This window comes from Tritonibacter mobilis F1926 (assembly GCF_000376545.2).
In the GTDB taxonomy this organism is placed as follows: Bacteria; Pseudomonadota; Alphaproteobacteria; order Rhodobacterales; family Rhodobacteraceae; genus Epibacterium; species Epibacterium mobile.
Window position 1 is genome coordinate 626,936 of the sequence record NZ_CP015230.1, and the last position, 19,207, is coordinate 646,142.

The window sequence follows — 19,207 nt, forward strand, 5'->3', positions numbered from 1 at the left end:
CCTGCGGATCGCCTAGCCTGAGTGCATATCAAACATCGGAGGACTTATGGAAACGCGCGGGCGCTCCCTCGTGAAGGCTGTTGTGTGGAATGTGATTGGGCTGATCTCAATGACCGTGGTGGGGTTTGTTGCCACCGGGTCGTTCAGCGCAGGGGGCCTGATGGCCGGGATCAACACCGCGCTGGGGTTCACAACTTATCTGATTTACGAGCGCGTTTGGGCTGGCATCCGCTGGGGGCGGCACCATGCATGACATGAGTGCCATAGATCTGGACGATCAGACGGTTGCCGTTCCGCCGATTGCGCCGGACCTCGATCCGGCAACGGCGGAGGCCAAGGCGGCGCTGCCGCAGCACCCGGAATGGGGGACCTTCCTGCTGATTGTGGTTTGCTATTTGCTTTGGGCCGGAATGGTTTTTGGGCTGGCGCAGATCTCGCAAACACTGGCGGTGGTGGGGGCAGGGCTAATGGTGGCGCTGCATTCCTCGCTCTGTCATGAGGTGCTGCATGGCCACCCGTTTCGCAGCCGGTCCCTGAATGAGGCGCTGGTGTTCTTGCCGCTCAATCTCTGTGTACCCTATGGCCGCTTTCGCGACACGCATCTGGAGCATCACCGGGACGAAAACCTTACCGATCCATATGATGATCCGGAGAGCAACTTTCAGGATCCCCGGATCTGGGCAAGCCTGCCGAAATGGCGGCAAAACCTCTTGCGGGTGAACAATACGCTCTTGGGGCGGATCCTATTGGGACCGCTGATCGGGCAGGTGTGTTTTATGAGGACCGACTGGCGCCTTGCGCGAGACGGCGGGCCGGGCATCAAGCGGGATTGGGCCTTGCACGGGGTTGGAGCGGCGCTGGTTTTGTGGCTCGTCAGTCTTTCCGCGATGTCCTTGCTCGCCTATCTTGCAGCGGCCTATATGGGGCTCGCGCTGCTCAAGATCCGCACCTATCTGGAACATCGCGCCCACGCAGATATGCATGGCCGGACCGCGATCGTCGAAGGGCGGGGCGTATTGGGCGCAGTGCTGGGATTTCTGTTCCTGAACAACAATCTCCATATTGTGCATCATCTCTATCCCGGCGTACCGTGGCACCGGCTGCCGCGCCTCTATCATGAGCATCGCAGCAGATTTCAGCAGAGAAACGACGGCTATGTGCTGCCAAGCTATGCCAGCGTGTTTCGCCAGTTTGCCTTCCGCGCCAAAGATCCGGTGCCACATCCGCTCTGGAAATCCTCCGAGTAAAGGCGCATAAGGTCGGTATGCGATAGTATACTGTAAAGGTTGCCCGATGCCTCTCTGGATTCCCGTCACCCTCGCTGCCGCCAGTTTTCAGACCGTGCGCTTTATGCTGCAAAAGGTGCTGAGCAGCGTAACCCTGAGCGCGGCAGGCGCGACCTTTTCGCGTTTTGTCTATTCCGCGCCGCTGATCCTGTTGCTGCTCTGGGCTTATGTGGCGGCCACCGGGGCTGAATTGCCGGCGCTGAACGCGCGGTTCTGGGGCTTTGCTACCATCGGAGGCCTGTCGCAAATTCTCGCCACGGTCTGCGTCGTGGCGCTCTTTAAGGAGCGCAATTTTGCGGTGGGCATAACCTTTAAGAAAACCGAGGTGATTCAGACGGCCATCGTCGGGTTGGTGGTTCTGGGCGATGAGGTCTCGCCACTTGGTTGGCTGGCGATCCTGATCGGATTGGCGGCGGTGCTGGTGCTCTCAAAAACCAAGGACGGCCCCAAGGGGATCTGGCGGCAACTCACCGGACGGGCACCGCTCCTCGGGCTTGGGTCGGGGGTGCTTTTTGCCTTTTCCGCGGTAAGTTACCGTGGCGCATCATTGCAATTGCTCGAGCCGGACGCGGTGCTGCGTGCGGCGGTGACGCTGGGCGTGGTGGTCTGTTTGCAGACCGCGATGATGCTGGTCTGGCTGGTGTTGCGCGATCCGGGCCAGATCGCCCGCGTTTGGGCCGCACGCCGGGTGGCGGTCTGGGTGGGGCTGACCAGCATGGGCGGGTCGTTTTGCTGGTTTCTTGCCTTCACTTTGCAAAATGCAGCCTACGTCAAAGCGCTGGGGCAGGTGGAGTTGCTATTGTCGCTGCTTGCGTCGCTGGTATTCTTCAAAGAAGACGTGACCCGCCGCGAGATCATCGGCATGGCGCTCTTGGTGCTGTCGATCCTTGCCCTGATCCTCGCTCTTTGAAGTTGAGAGTCTGATTCAAATCACCTCAGCGAGACACGTTAGGGGAGGCTCCCGCCCGTCGCTGCAGTCTTCCCTATCGGAAGCACGGCGCTCCCGTTGGGCCGGGCACCGCGCGTGCCGCGCGGTGCCGCAGCCTGCCCTCAGGGCAGGCTGCCGGGCCCAAGACCGACTGGCGGTGACCCTTTGATAAAAGGGGCGCAGCCGAGGGCGCGGGAGGCCCCCTCATCTGCGGGTTCAACGCCGCGCTCAGTCTGCCCGTGACATCGGACGGCCGTGCAAGCGCAGAAACAGGCTCTCTTCGTCGTCATTGCGGAAAAAGGGTGTGCTTTCCGGCGGGGTTTCGCTGCGCAGATTGGCGGTGACCTCTGCCAGCACCACTTCGGTGATGAAGGGCAGATCAAAGCTGCGCACCTGGCTGAGCGGGATCCATTGCAGATGCGACAGCTCGTCCGAAGCGCGGGAGAAATCATCGAGATCGCCCACCAGCGCTTCGGCCTCCACCAGAAAGAACCGGGCATCAAACCGGCGCGGGCGTCCGGGCGGGGTGAGGGCGCGAAACACAAATGTCAGCGCTGAGGCATCGGGCAGATGACCCGTCGCGGCAAAGCTCTGCCAATCATCAGGCACCGCGTCATCCCATGTCCCACGCTGGCCAAGGATCAGGCCGGTTTCCTCCCACAACTCACGCGCGGCTGCCACACAAATTGCGCGCCACACATCCGCACCACCATCCGCCTGCAGGCGGCCCCGGCAGGGTTCGGCAATGTCACCGCCCAAGGCGATCTCGCGGTCGCCGGCATCCATCGCGCCACCGGGGAAGACGAATTTGTTGGGCATAAAGGCCGCCTTGGCACCGCGCTGCCCCATCAGCACCCTTGGGTCATCGCTGTCACCGTCGCGCACCACGATCACCGTGGCAGCATTGCGAATCGCGGTCTTGTCGACCTGTGCTTCGCGTTCACCAATCTGTGTCATCGCTGCGGCCTCCGAAATGAACAAAACGGCCCGCAATCTGCGAGCCGTCCTCAGTGTCACGTCTTTAACATGGAAAGGAAAGAGGCAGGATCAGGCCGCCGATGTCTTTTGCTCTGACGTTTTGTCAAACCCATGCATCCGGCGTGCCCATTGATAGGCGACCACCACCCCTTTGAGATGCGGCAGCAGATAAAGCGACGCCGCCAGACAGCCGGTCGAGAACACAGATGCCATGACCCAGGGCGAGGGACGCCACTCAAACGCCATATAGTGCATCAAGGGCGCCATCAGGTGCCCCACGATCAGAATCGTCAGGTAGGCCGGTCCGTCATCGGCGCGGTGGTGGTGGAATTCTTCGCCGCAGTTGGAGCAGCTGTCATTCACCTTCAGGTAGCTGTGCAGCAGCTTGCCTTCGCCGCATTTGGGGCATCGCCCGCGCCAACCCTTCCACAGGGCAGGTTTGGTGGGGCGGTCTTCATGGATCGGAGCCTTCTGCGGGGTGAGGCCTTGCGTGTCTGTCATCTGATACTCCGTGACCTATGCGCGCCGTGTGATTTAATCTGAATGGCAATGGTCGTCTTAATTTCAATATTAGACCGAAATATGCAAATCACAGATTTATTTCGCTGTGACCGGGTGACGCGGGTGTGGAGAAATTGACTAAAAGCCCTTTTCTAAAAGGGACATAGAAAAAATCCACAAATATGCGACGGAAAGCGGGGACCGGGCCGTTTTACTCATACATCGGGCAGCATGGTGCTGCTGAGGCTCAATAAAGGAACGATGTTATGAAGAAACAGATCCTGATTGCTACCCTTCTTTCGCTGACCACTGCTGCGGCAGGAACGCAGGTTTTGGCAATGCAAGGGGCCGGGCCACGGCACGAAAAGCCGACATTCGAACAACTGGACGCCAACGGCGATGGCGCATTGACACGTGACGAGCTTGAAGCGCGCGGGCAAGAGCGGTTTGCCAAGGCTGACCAAAATGGAGATGGCGTGCTGAGCGCGGATGAACTCAACGCCCGGGCGCAGGAACGCGCTGCAAAACGCACGGCTGCAATGATCGAGCGGTTTGACAAGGATGGCGATGGTGCATTGAGCGCAGAAGAAATGCCCAGCCGTCGCGGCCCGCTCAATTTGCTGGAAAAGGCAGATACCGATGGCAATGGCTCGATTTCCAAGGCGGAATTCGATACGGCTCAGGCTATTATTGAAGCGGTGACAAAACGTCAGCATCATCGCGGCGGGCCGGACAAACCCCGTCATGGCCAAGGTCACGGCGAGGCATCGGAGTAAATCATATCCGAACGACAAAGTGCATATGCGTGCCACAAAACCGGTGCTCCCGCCAAAGGGGGGAGCATCGATGACCGAGGCGGGCCAGCGACCGCAGGCGCGACAGGTGGCGTCTCGGTCCGAACCCGAGGCCAGCGATGAGGCGTTGCTGGTCCGCTTTGGCAATGGTGATCCATCCGTGGCGGCCGAACTCACCCGGAGGCTCGCGCCACGGGTGCTGTCACTGGCGACTCGGGTGCTGGGGAGCCGCGCCGAGGCGGAGGATGTGACCCAAGAGGCCATGATCCGACTTTGGAAGATCGCGCCCGAATGGCGTTCGGGCGAGGCGCGGGTGACTACTTGGCTCTACCGTGTGGGGATGAACCTCTGTATCGACCACAAGCGCAAGGCGCGCGGCGGTCATGTCGATCTGGATGCCATCCCCGAACCGCCAGACCCGGCCGCAGGGGCGGCGGAGGCCCTGCAGGAGGGCGCGCGGCGTGATGCGTTGCAAGAGGCGCTCATGACCTTGCCGGAGCGGCAGCGTCAGGCGGTGGTGCTGCGCCACATCGAGGAACTGACAAACCCGGAAATCGCCGGGATCATGGACATCAGCGTGGAGGCCGTGGAAAGCCTGACCGCGCGGGGTAAACGGACCCTCGCCAAAGCACTGGCCGGGCGTCGCGAGGAATTGGGGTATCAAGATGGCTGATCATCACAACCACCGGGATGGGTTCGACGATCTCGATGCGCTCTTTGCAGAGGCGCGCGCGACCCGTCCCGAGGTGCCGGATCGGCTGATGCAGGCGATCCTTGCCGATGCCGCAACCGAGCATGCGCAATGGCAGCCTGAGAGTGCGCCCGAGCGTGCCAGCCGAGGGCCGATTGCGTTGTTTGTCGCTGCGCTCGGGGGCTGGCCTGCGGTCGGAGGTCTGGTCGCCGCAAGCTGCACCGGGTTGTGGTTTGGCATCAATGCGCCGGACCTGATGCTTAATGCACCGGGGTTGCAGGCGCTGGCGATGACAGGCAGCGAGACCTCTGACTATGAGGTTTACGAAACTTTTGATCTGGCCACGGTACTGGCTGAGGACTTGCAATGACACAGACACCTGAACCCAAACGCGCGTCGCGGATGCCCCGCTGGATGAAGGCGGTGTTTGCGCTGTCCCTTGCCGGGAACCTCGCCGTGGTTGGCATCATGGCAGGGGCGGCCCTGCGCGAGGATAGCCCCGGTCATCGCCGCCACAAAGCGCCGCCGCCGCCTGCGGCTGCCGATGCCATCGGGGCGGTGATGTATCGCAGCTTTGACCGCGATGAGCGCCGCACCCTGCGTGACATGGCCGGTGGCAAGCATGGTGATATTGTTGAGCGTCGGCTTGCGGAACTGAACGACCTGCTGGAGGTGATCCAGAGCGATCCGCTGGATGTGGACACTCTGCGCGCCCGAATTGAGGCGCAAACACGCGCGGCGCAGGCGTTTCGCAATACTATGCATGAGGTCTGGATTGCGGAGCTGCAAAAGATGACACCCGAGGAGCGCGCCGCCTTCGCCGAGAAGGTCAAGGACCATGTGGCCCGCTTCCGCAAACCTCGCAGCGAACGCGAGAGAGGCGAGGCCCCGCGCAACTAATCGCAGGCACATTGCTTTGGGCGTTACCTAGGGGGCGTTTGGGCGGATCAGGCCGCCGCGCTTTGCGGCAGGCCTTTGATCACGGCCTGATTGCGCCCGGCGTTCTTGGCCTCATAAAGGGCGCGGTCAGCGGCAGAGAACAATTCCTCTGAGGACAGTTGGCGTTCGCCCTGACCCCCGACAATTGCGCCGATACTGATCGTCACATCCAGCGGCGCGGCGCAGCCTTTGACGACAAAGGGCGCGGCATTGATCGCGCGACACAGCCGGTTGGCCATGGTGGTGACCTCATCGCGGCGCAAGTTCGGCAGCACCAGCATAAATTCCTCACCGCCGATGCGGGCCAACAGATCGCAGCCGCGCAGTTCGGCCTGCAAGCGACGGGCCGCTTCGATGAGCACCGCATCACCGACCGGATGGCCATGCGCGTCGTTGATATGTTTGAAGTGATCCAGATCCGCGACCATCACCGCAAAATTCGACCCCGCACATTGGGCGTCCTGTGTCACCTGCTCAAGGAACGGGCGGGCGTAGCGGCGGTTATAAAGCCCGGTCATCGGGTCGCGCATCGCCGCGCGGTAGCCGTCGCGCAGGTTGTTGCGGATCATCTCGGCGCGGTGCTGGTGTTGCAACTGAGTGTTGATGCGCAGCGCCAGCTCATCCACCTGAAAACCGCAGTGCAATACATCATGCGCGCCACGGTCCAGCGCTTCGGCGGCGATGCCAGCATCGGCAGGGTTGGGCACTGCAATCACCACACTGTCGCGGGTGCTGATGCGAGCGCGCAGATCGGCCAGCAATCGCAGCGCCATGCCTGCGGATTGCTCGTTGAGTTCGATCACGATCACATCCGGCACCGGCGTGCGCATGAGATCCTGAATGGCGTCCACGTTATAGGCACGCAGGCTGTAGCCGACGCTGGCCCCCAGCCTCGCCTTCCATTTATGGGCGGTTTGCAGGTCATGACAGACCAGCGCGACACTGGCGTCGGACTGACTGATGTGTTCGCCAGCGGCGTCTTTGGGTGCCATAACAAAGGCGGCAACCCCGTCTTCGCGCAGGTGCAAATCGTCCTCTTGCATGCGCATGCGCAACAGGCTGCGGATGCGGGCCTGCAGGATCATATCATCCACCGGCTGCGGCAGTACCTCGTCGATGCCTGCCGACAAGGCCATGATCCGTGTGCCGCGATCATTGTTTGCGCTGAGCGCGATCACCGGCACCCCGGCGCCATGCTGCATCCGGTCAAGCGCGCGCTTCACATCGGCGGCATCGCCATCAGGCAGGCTCATGGCAGTGAGAACCAGATCGGGACGGTTGTCCTTCATCAGCGCCATCGCAGCCGACAGGCTGTCTGCCTGCAGCACCTGAAAACAGGCGGCAGTCAGTTGCACCTTTAAAACGATGCGATTGGTGGATACCCCATCTATGACCAGGATCGTGCCTTGCACGTTAAAACACCTTCAGTTCCGGCTTTTGCTTGCGATTGAGTGTTGATGAGACTGGTTAACAAACCCTTTCGGGGTTAGTGCAAATTGACGTAAAAGTGTCGACAAGGGGGCTGATATGCCATTTTCCGCCGATCACGCCGAGGTTCTGGGCTTAAAGGCGCTGAGTTGGCTGGCCAGCAGCGATGAGCTGTTGCCAGTGTTTCTGGGATCAAGCGGTGCATCGATCTCGGATCTGCGGGATCGGGTCAATGATACGGAGTTTTTGGGCGCGGTGCTCGACTTTCTCTTGATGGATGATTCTTGGGTCGTGGCCTTTTGCGACAATGAAGGCGTGGCCTACTCCTCGCTCGTTGAGGCGCGCGCGATGCTGCCCGGGGGTGATCAGGTCCATTGGACGTGATAACCGCACTGACAAAAGATACTTCGACCAAGGATGTCCCATGACCCTCTCTGCGCTTCTGTTTGACAAGGATGGCACGCTTTTTGACTTTGCCCGCACATGGAATGGCTGGTCGATGGCGATGCTTACGGAACTCGCTGCGGGGGATCAGGCGCGCCTTGCGGCGATGGCCGATGCGGTGCGGTATGATCTGAGTGCGGCGGCGTTTCATCCCGACAGTGTGGTGATCGCGGGCACCAATGAAGAGGTGGCTGAGGCCCTGCTGCCGCATCTGCCGCACATGACACTGAGCGATCTGGAACAATTCCTGATCCGCACGGCGGGTGAGGCAGAATTGGCGCAGGCGGTGCCGCTCGCCCCTTATCTCAGCGCGTTGCGCGACATGGGGCTGAAGCTTGGGGTGATGACCAATGACGGGGCGCATTCGGCCCAGCGGCATCTGACGCGTTCAGGGGTCTTTGATCTCTTTGATATGGTGATCGGGGCCGACAGCGGCTTTGGCGCGAAGCCCGATCCAGACCCGCTGCTGGCCTTTTGCTCAAATGTTGGTGTTGCGCCCGAGGCAACCGCGATGGTCGGCGACAGCCGCCACGATCTGATCGCCGGACGCGCTGCAGGCATGCGCACCATTGGCGTGTTGACGGGTATGGCCCGCGCCGAGGATCTGGCGGATATGGCCGACGTGGTGCTGCCAGACATTGGCCATATTCCCGAGTGGCTGGCGCGCCCATAAGCGGCAGGGCGTTTTCGCGGCATCAAGCTGGTCAAAAACGACATGCTGTGTCGGTAATGGACAGGTGTGTCTGGTGCCTTCCGTCCCAATCTGGACCGGAAACGATCCGTCGCAGGAGAGGGAACCCCATGTCGCAGACACAAGCGCGCAGACGCCGGGGCGGTGGCAGGGCAGGCGCAGCCGCCCGACGCGGAACCGCCACATTGGAGCAGATGCCGTGGAAGCCTCCGACCAATATTGATCGCCCGATTGAACCGCTCACCGAGGAGGGCATTGCCGCGATCCACGATGGTGCCATGCGTATTCTTGAGGAAATCGGCGTCCAGTTCCTCAATGACGAGGCGCTGGAGATCTTTAAAGAGGCGGGGGTTAAGGTCGACGGCGAACTGGTCCGCATGGACCGCGATTTTGTGATGGAAATGGTGGGCAAAGCGCCGTCGGAGTTCACTCTGACACCGCGCAACCCAGATCGTTCCATCCGGATCGGCGGCAATTCCATGGTCTTTGGCAATGTGTCGTCGCCACCCAACTATTGGGACATGGACCTAAACAAAAAGGTCCCCGGCACCCGCGAACATTGCCAAAACCTGCTGAAACTGACCCAGTATTTCAACTGCATCCACTTCGCCGGGGGCTACCCGGTAGAACCCGTGGATCTGCATGCCTCGATCCGGCACCTTGATGTGCTATATGACAAACTCACCCTCACCGATAAGGTGATGCACGCCTATTCGCTCGGCAAAGAGCGGGTCGAGGACGTGATGGAGATGGTGCGGATCGCAGGTGGCCTGAGCCATGCGGAGTTTGACGCCACACCGCATATGTACACCAACATCAACTCCACTTCGCCGCTCAAACATGATGAGCCGATGATTGATGGCTCGTTGCGGCTGGTGCGGCGCGGCCAGCCGGTGATCGTCTCTCCCTTCACGCTGGCCGGTGCAATGGCGCCGGTGACGATGGCGGGCGCGGTGGCGCAATCGCTGGCAGAGGCACTCTGCGCGATTGCCCTGTTCCAATATGTCCGCCCCGGCACCCCCTGCGCGATCGGGACGTTTACCTCCAATGTTGATATGAAATCCGGCGCGCCTGCTTTTGGCACTCCTGAATATATGCGCGCGACTCAAATGACCGGGCAGATGGCGCGATTCTACGGCCTGCCGCTGCGCTCGTCGGGGGTCTGCGCGGCCAATGTGCCCGATGGGCAAGCGATGTGGGAGACATCCAACTCGCTCTGGGCGGCGGTGCAGTCGGGGACCAATATGGTTTACCATGCTGCAGGCTGGCTGGAGGGCGGTTTGATTGCCTCGCCTGAGAAATTCATCATGGACTGCGAAGTCCTGCAGATGATCCAGCGTTACATGGACCCGGCGGTCAATGCGACAGGCCCCGAGGAGATTGCGTTGGATGCGATCCGGGAGGTTGGCAACGACGGTCACTTCTTTGGCATTCAGCACACGCAGGACCGCTATGCCACCGCCTTTTACCAACCGTTTCTCAGCGACTGGCACAACTATGAGGCGTGGGAAGCTGCGGGGGGCACATGGACGGCCGAGCGCGCAAACGGGCTCTTCAAGCAGATCATCAATGAATTTGAGGCCCCGGCGCTGGATGAGGGCATCCGCGAAGAGCTGCAGGCCTTTGTTGCCCGTCGCAAGGAAGAGGGTGGCGCGCCCACGGATTTTTAACCATTGTTACCATTTGGGCGCGGCATGGGCAATTTTACGCGCTTATGTGCGTTATTTGATCACAAATCGGTTGGAGCAGCCCCGCGCCTTGCGGTATGGTCCGCCCCGATACGATTGAGTGGGGTAGGGCTTTCATAAGTTCAGAGCTTTGGATTGTTGAAATCCGCAGGCAACGTAACTGAACGCAACGCAGCAAGTAGACACTACAAGTCTTGGTGGTATTCTTTGGCCGTGGGAGCTGTCCCTCAGGCTTTTGTTTTGCATGGGCGACATGCATGATTTCGGAGCCGTTTCACATGATTTTGTGACATCCGGCTTCGGGTTGGACGCAGATATTTGGGCTTTCTTAAGTATGTCAGCTTAAGAAGGGGCAGAGGTGAAATAGGGAAACGACCGTATGCACGGTTTGATCAACAGGGCTGTTCAGGCTTTTGTCATTACCACCTATGGTGACAAGCGTTGGATGGAAATCATGGATGAGAGCGGCCTCGGGTTTACCGAGTTCGAAGCAATGCTTGTCTACCCCGAAGATCAGTCCACCCGTATGCTGCGCGCGGTCGAAACCAAGCTGGAGCGACCTCTGGATGAAATCCTCGAGGACGTGGGCACGTTTCTGGTGTCTAATCCGCAGGTCGAGGCCCTGCGCCGCCTGTTGCGATTTGGCGGCGTGAACTACGTGGATTTCCTGCATTCCCTCGATGATCTTCCGGACCGTGCGCGCCTCGCGGTTTCTGATTTGCATTTGCCGGGGCTGGAATTGATCGAACAGGCTCCCGGACAGTTTCAACTGCTTTGCCAACCCGGGGTGCTGGGCTACGCGCAGGTGATGACCGGCGTGCTGCGGGCGATGGCCGATGACTACGGCGCGCTGGTGATTCTCGACATCACGGGAAAGCAGGACGGATCGGATGTGATTTCAATCACCCTCGTTGAAAGCGAATTCAGCGAAGGGCGAGCCTTTGACCTGGGGGCGCATACATTATGATGAGCTTCGATCAACTGACGGGCCTCGCCGATCAACTGTGCCCGATGCATGTGATTATTGATGCAGAGGGTCTGGTGGTGAGCCACGGCCCGACGCTGAATAAGATCTGCGGCGACGAAAGCTGGGTCGGCAAACCGTTCCTTGAGGTATTGGACCTGCAGCGTCCGCGCTCGGTCAAACAGGTCTCAGACCTGATGCAAACCGCAGGCAGCAAGCTGCATTTTCAACTGAACGAGGCGCCGCATACGCGGATGAAAGGGGTCTTGGTGCCCCTGCCCGAAGGACAGGGCGCGTTCATCAACCTATCCTTCGGGATTTCGGTTCTGGATGCGGTGCGCGATTTCAACCTGACCAGTCAGGATTTCTCGCCCACCGACCTCACGATTGAGATGCTCTATCTGGTTGAGGCGAAATCTGCCGCGATGGAGGCTTCGCGCCAGCTAAACCTGCGTCTGCAAGGGGCCAAGATCGCAGCCGAAGAGCAGGCCTTTACAGATACGCTCACCGGGCTCAAGAACCGCCGCGCCATGGATCATGTGCTCAATCGCCTGATCAGCGGGGGGCGGGATTTTGCGCTGATGAATGTCGATCTCGACTTCTTCAAATCCGTGAATGACACCTACGGCCATGCGGCCGGGGATGCGGTTTTGCAGCGTGTGGCTGCAATCATGGTCGAATGCACCCGCAAATCTGATACGGTCGCCCGCATCGGCGGAGATGAGTTTGTGCTGGTGTTCGAGGGGCTTATGGACCGCAACCGGCTCAACGATCTTGCCTGTCGCTTGATTGCGCGCCTAGAAGAGCCGATCATGTACGGTGCCGATGAATGCCGGATCTCCGCGTCTGCGGGCACGACGCTCTCGACGGATGTGGTTCAGCCGCTGCCAGCAACGCTGCTGTATCAGGCCGACATCGCGCTTTATGCCTCCAAGCGGGCGGGTAAAGCGCAGCACATGTTCTACACCCCGCGTCTTGAGGACGAGATGGAGATGGAACTGATCGAGCAGGACAGCAAATCCGCCTGACGACACCTCGTGGCTCGAACTGGGAAGTGACATTATATTGCGTCGCAACCTGTGTCAGCTTCTACAGCGATCAAAAGGAAGGGGTGGGCGGTGAAGGGTCAATCACTTCGCGATGAATTCGAAAACTGCGGTCGCATCTGGCTTAGAAATGCTATTTCGAAAGCGGATCTGGCCCGTTTCGACTGCGCTGCTGGGGGCTCCGAGCAGGCTGGGCAAAGGCTTGATGCCTCGGCGGCATTGAATGACGCCCTGTCCCGCGAAAGCTCACTGCTTCGCGCTCTCCGATGTCTCGCACCTGCCGCGGAACCAGTTCGGATCGTGGCATTCAATAAGTCCGAAAAGGCAAATTGGGGTGTGCCTTGGCACCAGGATCGGATCATTGCAGTTGCTGCCAAGGCGGATGTTGCCGGGTATATGAATTGGACCCATAAATCGGGTGTTTGGCACTGCGAACCACCACGGGCGATTTTGGAGAATATGCTCTTTGTGCGCATTCATTTAGACGATTCCGATCACTCTAATGGCGCAATGGAAATCGCCCTTGGGAGCCATGCCGCCGGGGTTGTCCGAACCGCAGATGCCGCGGCGGTGGCGAACACCTACCCGATAGAGACCTGCACCGCCAAACGCGGGGATGTGTTGGTGCTGAAAATGCTGACCCTACACGCTTCGCAACCCGCAAAGGTTCAATCCGGGGGCAGGGTATTGCGTGTAGATTTCTCGTCTTCTCACCTGCCGCCGCCGCTGTCATGGGGCTGGCAGTCTCGCCAGTCCTCACGTTTGATGCCTGAAGGCGAACACCAGTAAACCGCGTGTATAGAGCTGTTAATACAGACAGCATTCCTAAACGGCGAGTCTGATAATTGGTCTGCCTGAATTGATCATTATTGGAACTTCTGGCTGGGCTTATTTTGGTTTAGCCAGAAATAAAGTCATTATGGAGCACAGCCATGTCCAGCCAACGCCCGTCTACCGCGCTCACACAGGTCTTGCCCAGCGTCTGCCCTCTGGATTGCCCCGACACGTGTAGCCTCAGCGTTGAGGTCACGGGCGATCAGATCACCTCGGTGCGCGGCTCTGACGCCAATCCGTTTACCGCCGGAGTGGTCTGCAACAAGGTCACGCGCGCCTATCCCGATTTTGTCCACGGCCCTGCGCGGCTGACCCATCCGTTGCGGCGGGTTGGCCCGCGCGGCTCGGATCAGTTTGAGCGCATCAGCTGGGATGCGGCGCTGGACTTGGTGGTGGCGGGCTTTCGCGCCGCAATCGACGCCCATGGCGCGCAATCCATCCTGCCGCTGAACTACGCCGGCCCGCATGGGGAGCTGGCCGGCGGCTCGCTGGATCGGCGGTTCTTCTACCGCCTTGGGGCCACCCGGATGAACCGTGGCCCGCTCTGCGGTGGGGTGCGCAGCCTCGCCTACGAGAGCCTTTATGGCAACGCGCCCGGCATGCCGCCTGAGCAGGCGCAGCACGCCGATCTGATCGTGGTCTGGGGCAACAATGTCACCGTCTCCAACCTGCATCTGACACGCGTCGTGAAGGCGGCGCGGGCCAAGGGCGCGCGGCTGGTGGTGATCGACCCCAAGCGCATCAAGATCGCGCAGCAGGCTGACCTTTATCTTCAGGTCAAACCGGGCACCGATGTGGTGCTGGCCCATGCGCTCGCTGCAGAATTGGAGCGGCGCGGGGCTTTTGATGCGGAGTTTATCGCGCAGTGGGTGCATGGTGCGGAGGATTATATGTCCGAGGCGCGCAGATACTCCATTGAAGACGCAGCGGAAATCTGCGGCCTTGAGGCGCGCGACATCCTGCAACTGGCCGACTGGATGCAGGCGGCAGAGCGGCTCGCGACCTCCACCGGCAACGGGATGGAGCGTGGCCGCTCCGGTGGGTCCGGCCTGCGTGCGGCCATGGCGCTCAATGCGCTTCTGGGTCAACACGGGCGGCTGGGGGCCGGGGTGGTGGCCAAATCCGGCCTTGCCTCGCCCAAGACCCGGGCACGGCTGCAAGGCGACCACCTGATCGACCCGGATACACGGGTGGTGAATATCCTCGACGTGGCGCGGCTGATGCTGGACCGGGACCAGCCCACGCCGATCAATGCGGTGATGATCTACAACCACAACCCCGTGGCCACCCATCCAGATCAGGCCCGCATGATTGCGGCGCTCAGCCAGCCGGAGATGTTCACCGTCGGCTGTGACGTGGTGATGACCGACAGCATGGCCTATTGCGACGTGATCCTGCCTGCGGCCACTCATTTTGAACATGACGAGATCTTTGCCGCGTATGGTCAGAACTACGTGCAACGCGCCGAGCCGGTGATCGCGCCGGTGGGGGAGAGCCTGCCCAATACGGAAATCTTCCGCCGTTTGGCGGCGCGCTTTGGCTATACCGAAGCCGCCCATCAGGCCTCGGACGTGCAGCTGATGGATGACGCCATGGATGCCAGCCATCCGCAGTTCGAGGGCCGCCCACCCAGCCAGATGCCCACTGACCGGGCGCTGGAAATGCAAAACAGCGACGGTGCGGCGCTGATCCTGTGCGATACGGTGACGCCGGACACGGAAACGGGCCGGATTGAACTCTTCAGCGCCGCGCTCGAGGCTGAAACCGGCTTTGGCGTGCCGCGCTTTGATCCGGTGCCGCAGGATCTGCCCTTGGTGCTGATTACGCCCAGTTCCGATAAACGCATCAACGCGACCTTCGGCAGCGCACCGCTCTCAGCCGGTCCCGAAAGCATCGAGGTCCACCCCGAGGACGCCGCCGAACGCGGGCTTGAGGAGGGCGATACGGTCGAGGTGGCAAATGCCCGTGGGGCCGTGACCTTCCGTCTGAAAATCTCGGACGCGATGCAGCGCGGGGTGGTCTATGCGCCCAAGGGCACATGGCGCATCAGCTCTGAAACCGGCCTTACCGCCAATGCGCTGATTCCGGTGGAGGTGCGCACGGATATCGGGGATGGCGCCTGCTATAACGAAACCTTCGTGGAGCTGCGCGCCTACGGTGGGCGTCACGCGGCCGAGTAGCGATCTCGCCCAACACGACCAAAAGGCCGGGCCATGTGTCCGGTCTTTGCTTGTGTGCAAATTGGCTGAGGCATAGCTTTGACTTTGGATCACTCTGAACGGACCAATTCCATGCCCGGTGACACGCCAGCCTTTATGCCGGATCGCACGTCAGATGTGCCGATCTTTGAACAGATCTGTGCCTCGTTTCGGGGCCGTATCCGCTCCGGCGCGCTTGAGACCGGTGCCCGGCTGCCCGCCACCCGCGCGCTTGCGGGGGATCTGGGGGTGGCGCGGGCCACGGTGGTCACCGCCTATGAGCAGCTCGTCGCAGAAGGCTATCTCGCGTCGCGCCGGGGTTCTGGCTACACGGTCTGCGCCATGGGTGAGGTGGAGCTGTCACCGGGTCCGTCCGCAGCCCCTGCGCCCAAACTCAGCGAACGCGGCGATCTGCTGCTGGAGGCGGGCCAGCCCGATATGCGGCTGTTTCCGCATCGTGCCTGGGCGAAATGCGTCGCGCGCCTGTGCCGGACCCGGCCCGAGGATATGCTGACGGGCTGTGGCCGCTTTGGTCACCCGGAGTTGCGGCAGGCCATCGCCAGCCATGTGCGCGACTGGCGCGGGATTGCGGCACGTCCCGAACAGGTGCTGGTGACCTCTGGCGCGACCGAGGCGCTGGACATCTGCCTGCATGCGCTGGCCTCAGCTGAGGGCCGCGTCGGTGTCGAGGATCCGGGCTTCCCGCCGATCCGCCGCTTTGCCGAGGCACAGGGCCGCCGCACCCGCGATCTGGCGCTGGATGCACAAGGGGCAGAGGTGCCGAGGCTTGGGGATGAGACCGATGTGGTGGTGCTCACTCCGTCGCATCAATATCCGCTGGGCGGCGCGATGAGTGCGGGCCGACGGCAAGAGTTCGTGCGATGGGCGGCGCAGTCGCAGGGCTGGATCATAGAGGACGATTACGATTCGGAGTTCCGCTACGCAGGCCGACCGATTCCGGCGCTGGCGGGCGTCGACGGGCAGGGGCGCACCGTCTACATCGGCAGCTTTTCCAAGATCTTCTCCAACAGTCTGCGGATGGGCTACATCGTGGCGCCCGAGGGGCTGATCGACCGGCTTGCGCAGGCGATGCGCATGAAGGGCGCGCGGGCCAGCGCCATGCCGCAGGCAGCATTGGCAGAGTTCATGCAGCGCGGCGAGTTCTACCGTCATCTGCGCCGCGTGCGCCGCACCTACGCCGAACGACACCGCACGCTCATCGACCGTCTGCGCCGGGATTTTGCCGATGTGGGGCACGTGGAGGACCATCACGCGGGCATGCAGGTGGTGCTGCATCTGCACCCGGAGCTGTGCGATCAGGCGATCACCGCGGCGGCCCGCGCGGGCGGGGTGGGGGTGGAATCGCTCTCGACCTACAGCCGTCGCGCCGGGGCTTATAATGGGGTGGTTCTGGGGGCCTGTCTCAATGATCTTGAGGACCAGGCAGAGGCGCTCACACGCCTGCGGCGGGCGATTTCCTCAACAGGATAATCCCCCGCCGCGTGCGCAAATAATGCGCGCGTGAGTGGTGGAACGTGCCAGTTTTCGAAATGAAAAATGGTACTCCGTAGGGGAATCGAACCCCTCTTTCCAGGTTGAAAACCTGGCGTCCTAACCGATAGACGAACGGAGCACACTTGGTGTGAGCGGGTGTTTACTGAAGCCATCCGGGCCGCGCAAGAGGAAAATTGCACAAACTGCAAAGTTTTTGCGACAGCGCGGGTTTTCCAAATAATCGAAATTATATCAACGCGTTAAGCACCGCATCTGAAGACAGAGCAGCGCAATAGCGGCATCCAGACAGGATGTGTGTCAGATTTCTACGGAAGGAGAAAGTGGTACTCCGTAGGGGAATCGAACCCCTCTTTCCAGGTTGAAAACCTGGCGTCCTAACCGATAGACGAACGGAGCACTCTTGGTGTGAGCGGGTGTTTAGGGTTTTGTGCCGGGTGCCGCAAGCGAAAAAAACGCTCGCATCGCAAAATTCTTATCCACAGGCAAAATCCTCGCCAGATGTGGCGAGGCTCAGGCCTCCGCCGCATCCTCCAGGCGCAATTGCGCGCTTTGGCGGCCGCCCCATGTGTTTACTTCCAGCCGTCCGGCCACATGAAACCGCGCGCCGCTATGCTCCAGCAGGCGTGGGCCAAGGGGCGTGTCAAACGCGCCAAAGGCGATGGCGTCGATATTGCCGCCCATACCATCGGTGAAACTCACCTTAAGGTGCGATTCCCCAACCCGTTTGGCAAAGCGCACCGCCAGATCGGGAAAACCATAGCGCGGGGCAGGGGCTCCGGCCCCAAACGGCCCGGCCTGTTCGATCTGCTCGATCAGCTCCACCGTGGCGGCGCCGGGCATCAGCATCCCGTCCAGCTTCAGGTCCGCCGGGCCCAGATCGCCTGCGCCCTGTTTGTCCAAGAGTTCCGCCAGCCGCGCCATTGCAGGTTCCAGCTGGTCGCGCGCCACCGTGAGGCCCGCCGCCATCTTGTGGCCGCCGCCTTTCAGCAAAAGCCCCTCCATCGCGACCTTCTGGATCGAGGCCCCAAGGTCGATGCCGGACACCGAGCGTCCCGACCCTTTGCCCTCATCGCCATCAAGCCCGATTACCACCGCCGGGCGACCGGTGGCTTCTTTCAGGCGCGAGGCCACGATGCCCACCACGCCCGGATGCCAGCCTTCGCCCGCCGCCCAGACCAGCGGCGCGTCAAAGCCGCGCTCCTCAGCCTGCTCCAGGGCGGCGGCGCGCACGGCGTTTTCAATGTCGCGCCGCTCGGTGTTGAGTTGATCCAGCCGCTCGGCCAGCGCGGCGGCCTCATGCGGATTATCCGTCGACAACAGCCGCGCACCGAGATCCGCCTTGCCGATGCGCCCGCCCGCATTGACGCGTGGACCCAGTAGAAACCCAAGGTGATAGGTGGAAGGGGCCGAATCCATCCGGCTCACATCCGCCAGCGCCACCAATCCTGCGCGCTGACGCCGCCCCATGACCTTGAGGCCCTGCCGCACCAGCGCCCGATTGGCCCCAATGAGTGGTGCCACATCCGCCACCGTCGCCAAGGCCACCAGATCGAGCATCGCCATCAGATCCGGCCCCGCGCCAAGCCCCTTTTCGCGGGCCTGACGGCGCACCTCCACCAGCATCAGGAACACCACACCGGCAGCACAGAAATAGCCCAGATCGCCGTCTTCATCCTGCCGGTTGGGGTTCACCACCGCCACGCAGTCGGGCAGGGTCTCGCCGCCGAGGTGGTGATCCAGCACCACCACATCCGCGCCCTTGGCCGCCGCGATCGGCCCATGCGAGAGCGTGCCGCAATCGACACAGACAATCAGGTCGTGATCGCGCGCCAGTGCCGCCATCGCTTCGTCATTGGGGCCATAGCCCTCGTCGATGCGGTCGGGGATATAGAGCGTCGCCTGCTGACCCATCTGCCGTAGATAGACCAACAACAACGCCGCCGAAGATCCGCCATCCACGTCGTAATCGGCAAAGATCGCAATCCGCTCGCGCCGCTCCACCGCTTGCAGGAACCGCGCAGCGGCGGTCTCCATGTCCTTCATCCGGCGCGGATCGGGCAGCAGCTCCTTGAGTTGCGGTGTCAGAAACCCTGTCGCCTCATGCGCGGGAACACCGCGCCGAGCCAGCACCTGACAGACCGCCGGGGGCAGGCCGGTTTCCTGCGCCAGATGTTCACCAGCACGGGCTTGCTCCACACCGGGACCGATCCAGGACCGCCCGGTCAGAGAGGTCTCAACACCCAGAAAACTCAAATCCACTCTCCCGATCTTTTTGCAGAAAA

General features: G+C 61.4%; 19 protein-coding genes and 2 tRNA genes. 15 read left to right on the forward strand and 6 right to left on the reverse strand.

The annotated features are described in order from the left end of the window. Nucleotides 1-46 precede the first annotated feature (46 nt). The 3 genes from K529_RS02950 to K529_RS02960 are packed head-to-tail and all read left to right on the forward strand — an operon-like array spanning nucleotide 47 to nucleotide 2,196. Nucleotides 47-253: a DUF2061 domain-containing protein gene (locus K529_RS02950; protein ID WP_005658022.1), complete on the forward strand. Its 207-nt coding sequence runs from the start codon at nucleotides 47-49 to the stop codon at nucleotides 251-253. Further along, nucleotides 246-1,247 (forward strand): fatty acid desaturase, encoded by a 1,002-nt coding sequence (locus tag K529_RS02955; RefSeq protein ID WP_005658019.1) that lies wholly within the window; start codon nucleotides 246-248, stop codon nucleotides 1,245-1,247. Before K529_RS02950 ends, K529_RS02955 begins: the two co-directional genes overlap by 8 nt. A 46-nt stretch (nucleotides 1,248-1,293) precedes the next feature. Further along, on the forward strand, nucleotides 1,294-2,196 hold the full coding sequence (locus K529_RS02960) for a DMT family transporter (RefSeq protein ID WP_046002404.1): 903 nt from the start codon (nucleotides 1,294-1,296) through the stop codon (nucleotides 2,194-2,196). Nucleotides 2,197-2,442: 246 nt separating this feature from the next. Here the strand turns inward: K529_RS02960 and K529_RS02965 are convergent, their stop codons facing one another. Together K529_RS02965 and K529_RS02970 are read right to left on the reverse strand one after the other, a co-directional pair. Beyond that, nucleotides 2,443-3,171, reverse strand: a complete 729-nt coding sequence (locus K529_RS02965) for an NUDIX hydrolase (RefSeq protein WP_046002405.1) — start codon at nucleotides 3,169-3,171, stop codon at nucleotides 2,443-2,445. Between the two features lie 90 nt (nucleotides 3,172-3,261). After that, a complete protein-coding gene (locus tag K529_RS02970; protein ID WP_005645275.1) occupies nucleotides 3,262-3,693 on the reverse strand; it encodes a DUF983 domain-containing protein in 432 nt (143 codons plus the stop codon). A 266-nt stretch (nucleotides 3,694-3,959) separates the two neighbouring features. Between K529_RS02970 and K529_RS02975 the strand changes: the two genes are divergently transcribed. The 4 genes from K529_RS02975 (at nucleotide 3,960) to K529_RS02990 (ending at nucleotide 6,078) form a co-directional block, all read left to right on the forward strand. Beyond that, nucleotides 3,960-4,469: an EF-hand domain-containing protein gene (locus K529_RS02975; RefSeq protein WP_005645273.1), complete on the forward strand. Its 510-nt coding sequence runs from the start codon at nucleotides 3,960-3,962 to the stop codon at nucleotides 4,467-4,469. 70 nt (nucleotides 4,470-4,539) lie between these two features. Next, on the forward strand, nucleotides 4,540-5,160 hold the full coding sequence (locus tag K529_RS02980; protein WP_110590710.1) for an RNA polymerase sigma factor: 621 nt from the start codon (nucleotides 4,540-4,542) through the stop codon (nucleotides 5,158-5,160). Beyond that, entirely contained in the window at nucleotides 5,153-5,548 is a 396-nt protein-coding gene (locus K529_RS02985; protein WP_046002406.1) for a hypothetical protein, read from the forward strand. The genes K529_RS02980 and K529_RS02985 overlap by 8 nt, the downstream gene beginning before the upstream one ends. Further along, nucleotides 5,545-6,078 (forward strand): periplasmic heavy metal sensor, encoded by a 534-nt coding sequence (locus K529_RS02990; protein ID WP_046002407.1) that lies wholly within the window; start codon nucleotides 5,545-5,547, stop codon nucleotides 6,076-6,078. Before K529_RS02985 ends, K529_RS02990 begins: the two co-directional genes overlap by 4 nt. Before the next feature lie 47 nt (nucleotides 6,079-6,125). Here K529_RS02990 and K529_RS02995 read toward each other — a convergent pair whose 3' ends face one another. Then, nucleotides 6,126-7,529 carry a diguanylate cyclase gene (locus K529_RS02995; protein WP_005658416.1) on the reverse strand — a complete coding sequence of 468 codons (1,404 nt, stop codon included), beginning with the start codon at nucleotides 7,527-7,529 and terminating at the stop codon, nucleotides 6,126-6,128. A 115-nt stretch (nucleotides 7,530-7,644) separates the two neighbouring features. Here K529_RS02995 and K529_RS03000 point away from each other — a divergent pair, with 115 nt between their 5' ends. The 8 genes from K529_RS03000 (at nucleotide 7,645) to pdxR (ending at nucleotide 16,901) form a co-directional block, all read left to right on the forward strand. Beyond that, nucleotides 7,645-7,929: a DUF3572 domain-containing protein gene (locus K529_RS03000; protein ID WP_005658418.1), complete on the forward strand. Its 285-nt coding sequence runs from the start codon at nucleotides 7,645-7,647 to the stop codon at nucleotides 7,927-7,929. A 40-nt stretch (nucleotides 7,930-7,969) separates the two neighbouring features. Continuing rightward, nucleotides 7,970-8,662 (forward strand): HAD family hydrolase, encoded by a 693-nt coding sequence (locus K529_RS03005; protein WP_046002408.1) that lies wholly within the window; start codon nucleotides 7,970-7,972, stop codon nucleotides 8,660-8,662. Nucleotides 8,663-8,790: 128 nt separating this feature from the next. Further along, nucleotides 8,791-10,350, forward strand: coding sequence for a trimethylamine methyltransferase family protein (locus tag K529_RS03010; protein ID WP_005619147.1), 1,560 nt, complete (start codon nucleotides 8,791-8,793; stop codon nucleotides 10,348-10,350). Nucleotides 10,351-10,747: 397 nt separating this feature from the next. Continuing rightward, a complete protein-coding gene (locus K529_RS03015) occupies nucleotides 10,748-11,335 on the forward strand; it encodes a heme NO-binding domain-containing protein (RefSeq protein WP_005619144.1) in 588 nt (195 codons plus the stop codon). Next, a complete protein-coding gene (locus K529_RS03020; protein ID WP_005619141.1) occupies nucleotides 11,332-12,360 on the forward strand; it encodes a diguanylate cyclase domain-containing protein in 1,029 nt (342 codons plus the stop codon). The genes K529_RS03015 and K529_RS03020 overlap by 4 nt, the downstream gene beginning before the upstream one ends. 90 nt (nucleotides 12,361-12,450) lie before the next feature. Continuing rightward, the gene (locus K529_RS03025) at nucleotides 12,451-13,167 is read left to right on the forward strand and encodes a phytanoyl-CoA dioxygenase family protein (protein ID WP_005619138.1); all 717 of its coding nucleotides are present in this window, start codon (nucleotides 12,451-12,453) and stop codon (nucleotides 13,165-13,167) included. A gap of 143 nt (nucleotides 13,168-13,310) precedes the next feature. Beyond that, nucleotides 13,311-15,392 carry a molybdopterin-containing oxidoreductase family protein gene (locus K529_RS03030; protein WP_046002409.1) on the forward strand — a complete coding sequence of 694 codons (2,082 nt, stop codon included), beginning with the start codon at nucleotides 13,311-13,313 and terminating at the stop codon, nucleotides 15,390-15,392. Between the two features lie 111 nt (nucleotides 15,393-15,503). Next, nucleotides 15,504-16,901 (forward strand): MocR-like pyridoxine biosynthesis transcription factor PdxR, encoded by a 1,398-nt coding sequence (pdxR, locus tag K529_RS03035; protein ID WP_046002410.1) that lies wholly within the window; start codon nucleotides 15,504-15,506, stop codon nucleotides 16,899-16,901. 67 nt (nucleotides 16,902-16,968) lie between these two features. Here the strand turns inward: pdxR and K529_RS03040 are convergent. The 3 genes from K529_RS03040 to recJ all read right to left on the reverse strand — a co-directional run bounded on the left by K529_RS03040 (nucleotide 16,969) and on the right by recJ (nucleotide 19,178). Then, nucleotides 16,969-17,043 (reverse strand) — tRNA-Glu (locus K529_RS03040). Between the two features lie 203 nt (nucleotides 17,044-17,246). After that, a tRNA-Glu gene (locus K529_RS03045) sits at nucleotides 17,247-17,321 on the reverse strand. 114 nt (nucleotides 17,322-17,435) lie between these two features. After that, on the reverse strand, nucleotides 17,436-19,178 hold the full coding sequence (recJ, locus tag K529_RS03050; protein WP_046002462.1) for a single-stranded-DNA-specific exonuclease RecJ: 1,743 nt from the start codon (nucleotides 19,176-19,178) through the stop codon (nucleotides 17,436-17,438). Nucleotides 19,179-19,207: the final 29 nt, after the last annotated feature.

Bases quoted from the DNA above. Each gene is read 5' to 3' on its own strand.
- pdxR (WP_046002410.1), top strand. From the start codon at position 15,504: ATGCCCGGTGACACGCCAGCCTTTATGCCGGATCGCACGTCAGATGTG.
- K529_RS02960 (WP_046002404.1), top strand. From the start codon at position 1,294: ATGCCTCTCTGGATTCCCGTCACCCTCGCTGCCGCCAGTTTTCAGACC.
- K529_RS02950 (WP_005658022.1), top strand. From the start codon at position 47: ATGGAAACGCGCGGGCGCTCCCTCGTGAAGGCTGTTGTGTGGAATGTG.
- K529_RS03020 (WP_005619141.1), top strand. From the start codon at position 11,332: ATGATGAGCTTCGATCAACTGACGGGCCTCGCCGATCAACTGTGCCCG.
- K529_RS02985 (WP_046002406.1), top strand. From the start codon at position 5,153: ATGGCTGATCATCACAACCACCGGGATGGGTTCGACGATCTCGATGCG.
- K529_RS03005 (WP_046002408.1), top strand. From the start codon at position 7,970: ATGACCCTCTCTGCGCTTCTGTTTGACAAGGATGGCACGCTTTTTGAC.
- K529_RS03000 (WP_005658418.1), top strand. From the start codon at position 7,645: ATGCCATTTTCCGCCGATCACGCCGAGGTTCTGGGCTTAAAGGCGCTG.
- K529_RS02975 (WP_005645273.1), top strand. From the start codon at position 3,960: ATGAAGAAACAGATCCTGATTGCTACCCTTCTTTCGCTGACCACTGCT.
- K529_RS02990 (WP_046002407.1), top strand. From the start codon at position 5,545: ATGACACAGACACCTGAACCCAAACGCGCGTCGCGGATGCCCCGCTGG.
- K529_RS02980 (WP_110590710.1), top strand. From the start codon at position 4,540: ATGACCGAGGCGGGCCAGCGACCGCAGGCGCGACAGGTGGCGTCTCGG.
- K529_RS03010 (WP_005619147.1), top strand. From the start codon at position 8,791: ATGTCGCAGACACAAGCGCGCAGACGCCGGGGCGGTGGCAGGGCAGGC.
- K529_RS03030 (WP_046002409.1), top strand. From the start codon at position 13,311: ATGTCCAGCCAACGCCCGTCTACCGCGCTCACACAGGTCTTGCCCAGC.
- K529_RS02970 (WP_005645275.1), bottom strand. From the start codon at position 3,693: ATGACAGACACGCAAGGCCTCACCCCGCAGAAGGCTCCGATCCATGAA.
- K529_RS03015 (WP_005619144.1), top strand. From the start codon at position 10,748: ATGCACGGTTTGATCAACAGGGCTGTTCAGGCTTTTGTCATTACCACC.
- K529_RS02965 (WP_046002405.1), bottom strand. From the start codon at position 3,171: ATGACACAGATTGGTGAACGCGAAGCACAGGTCGACAAGACCGCGATT.
- K529_RS02955 (WP_005658019.1), top strand. From the start codon at position 246: ATGCATGACATGAGTGCCATAGATCTGGACGATCAGACGGTTGCCGTT.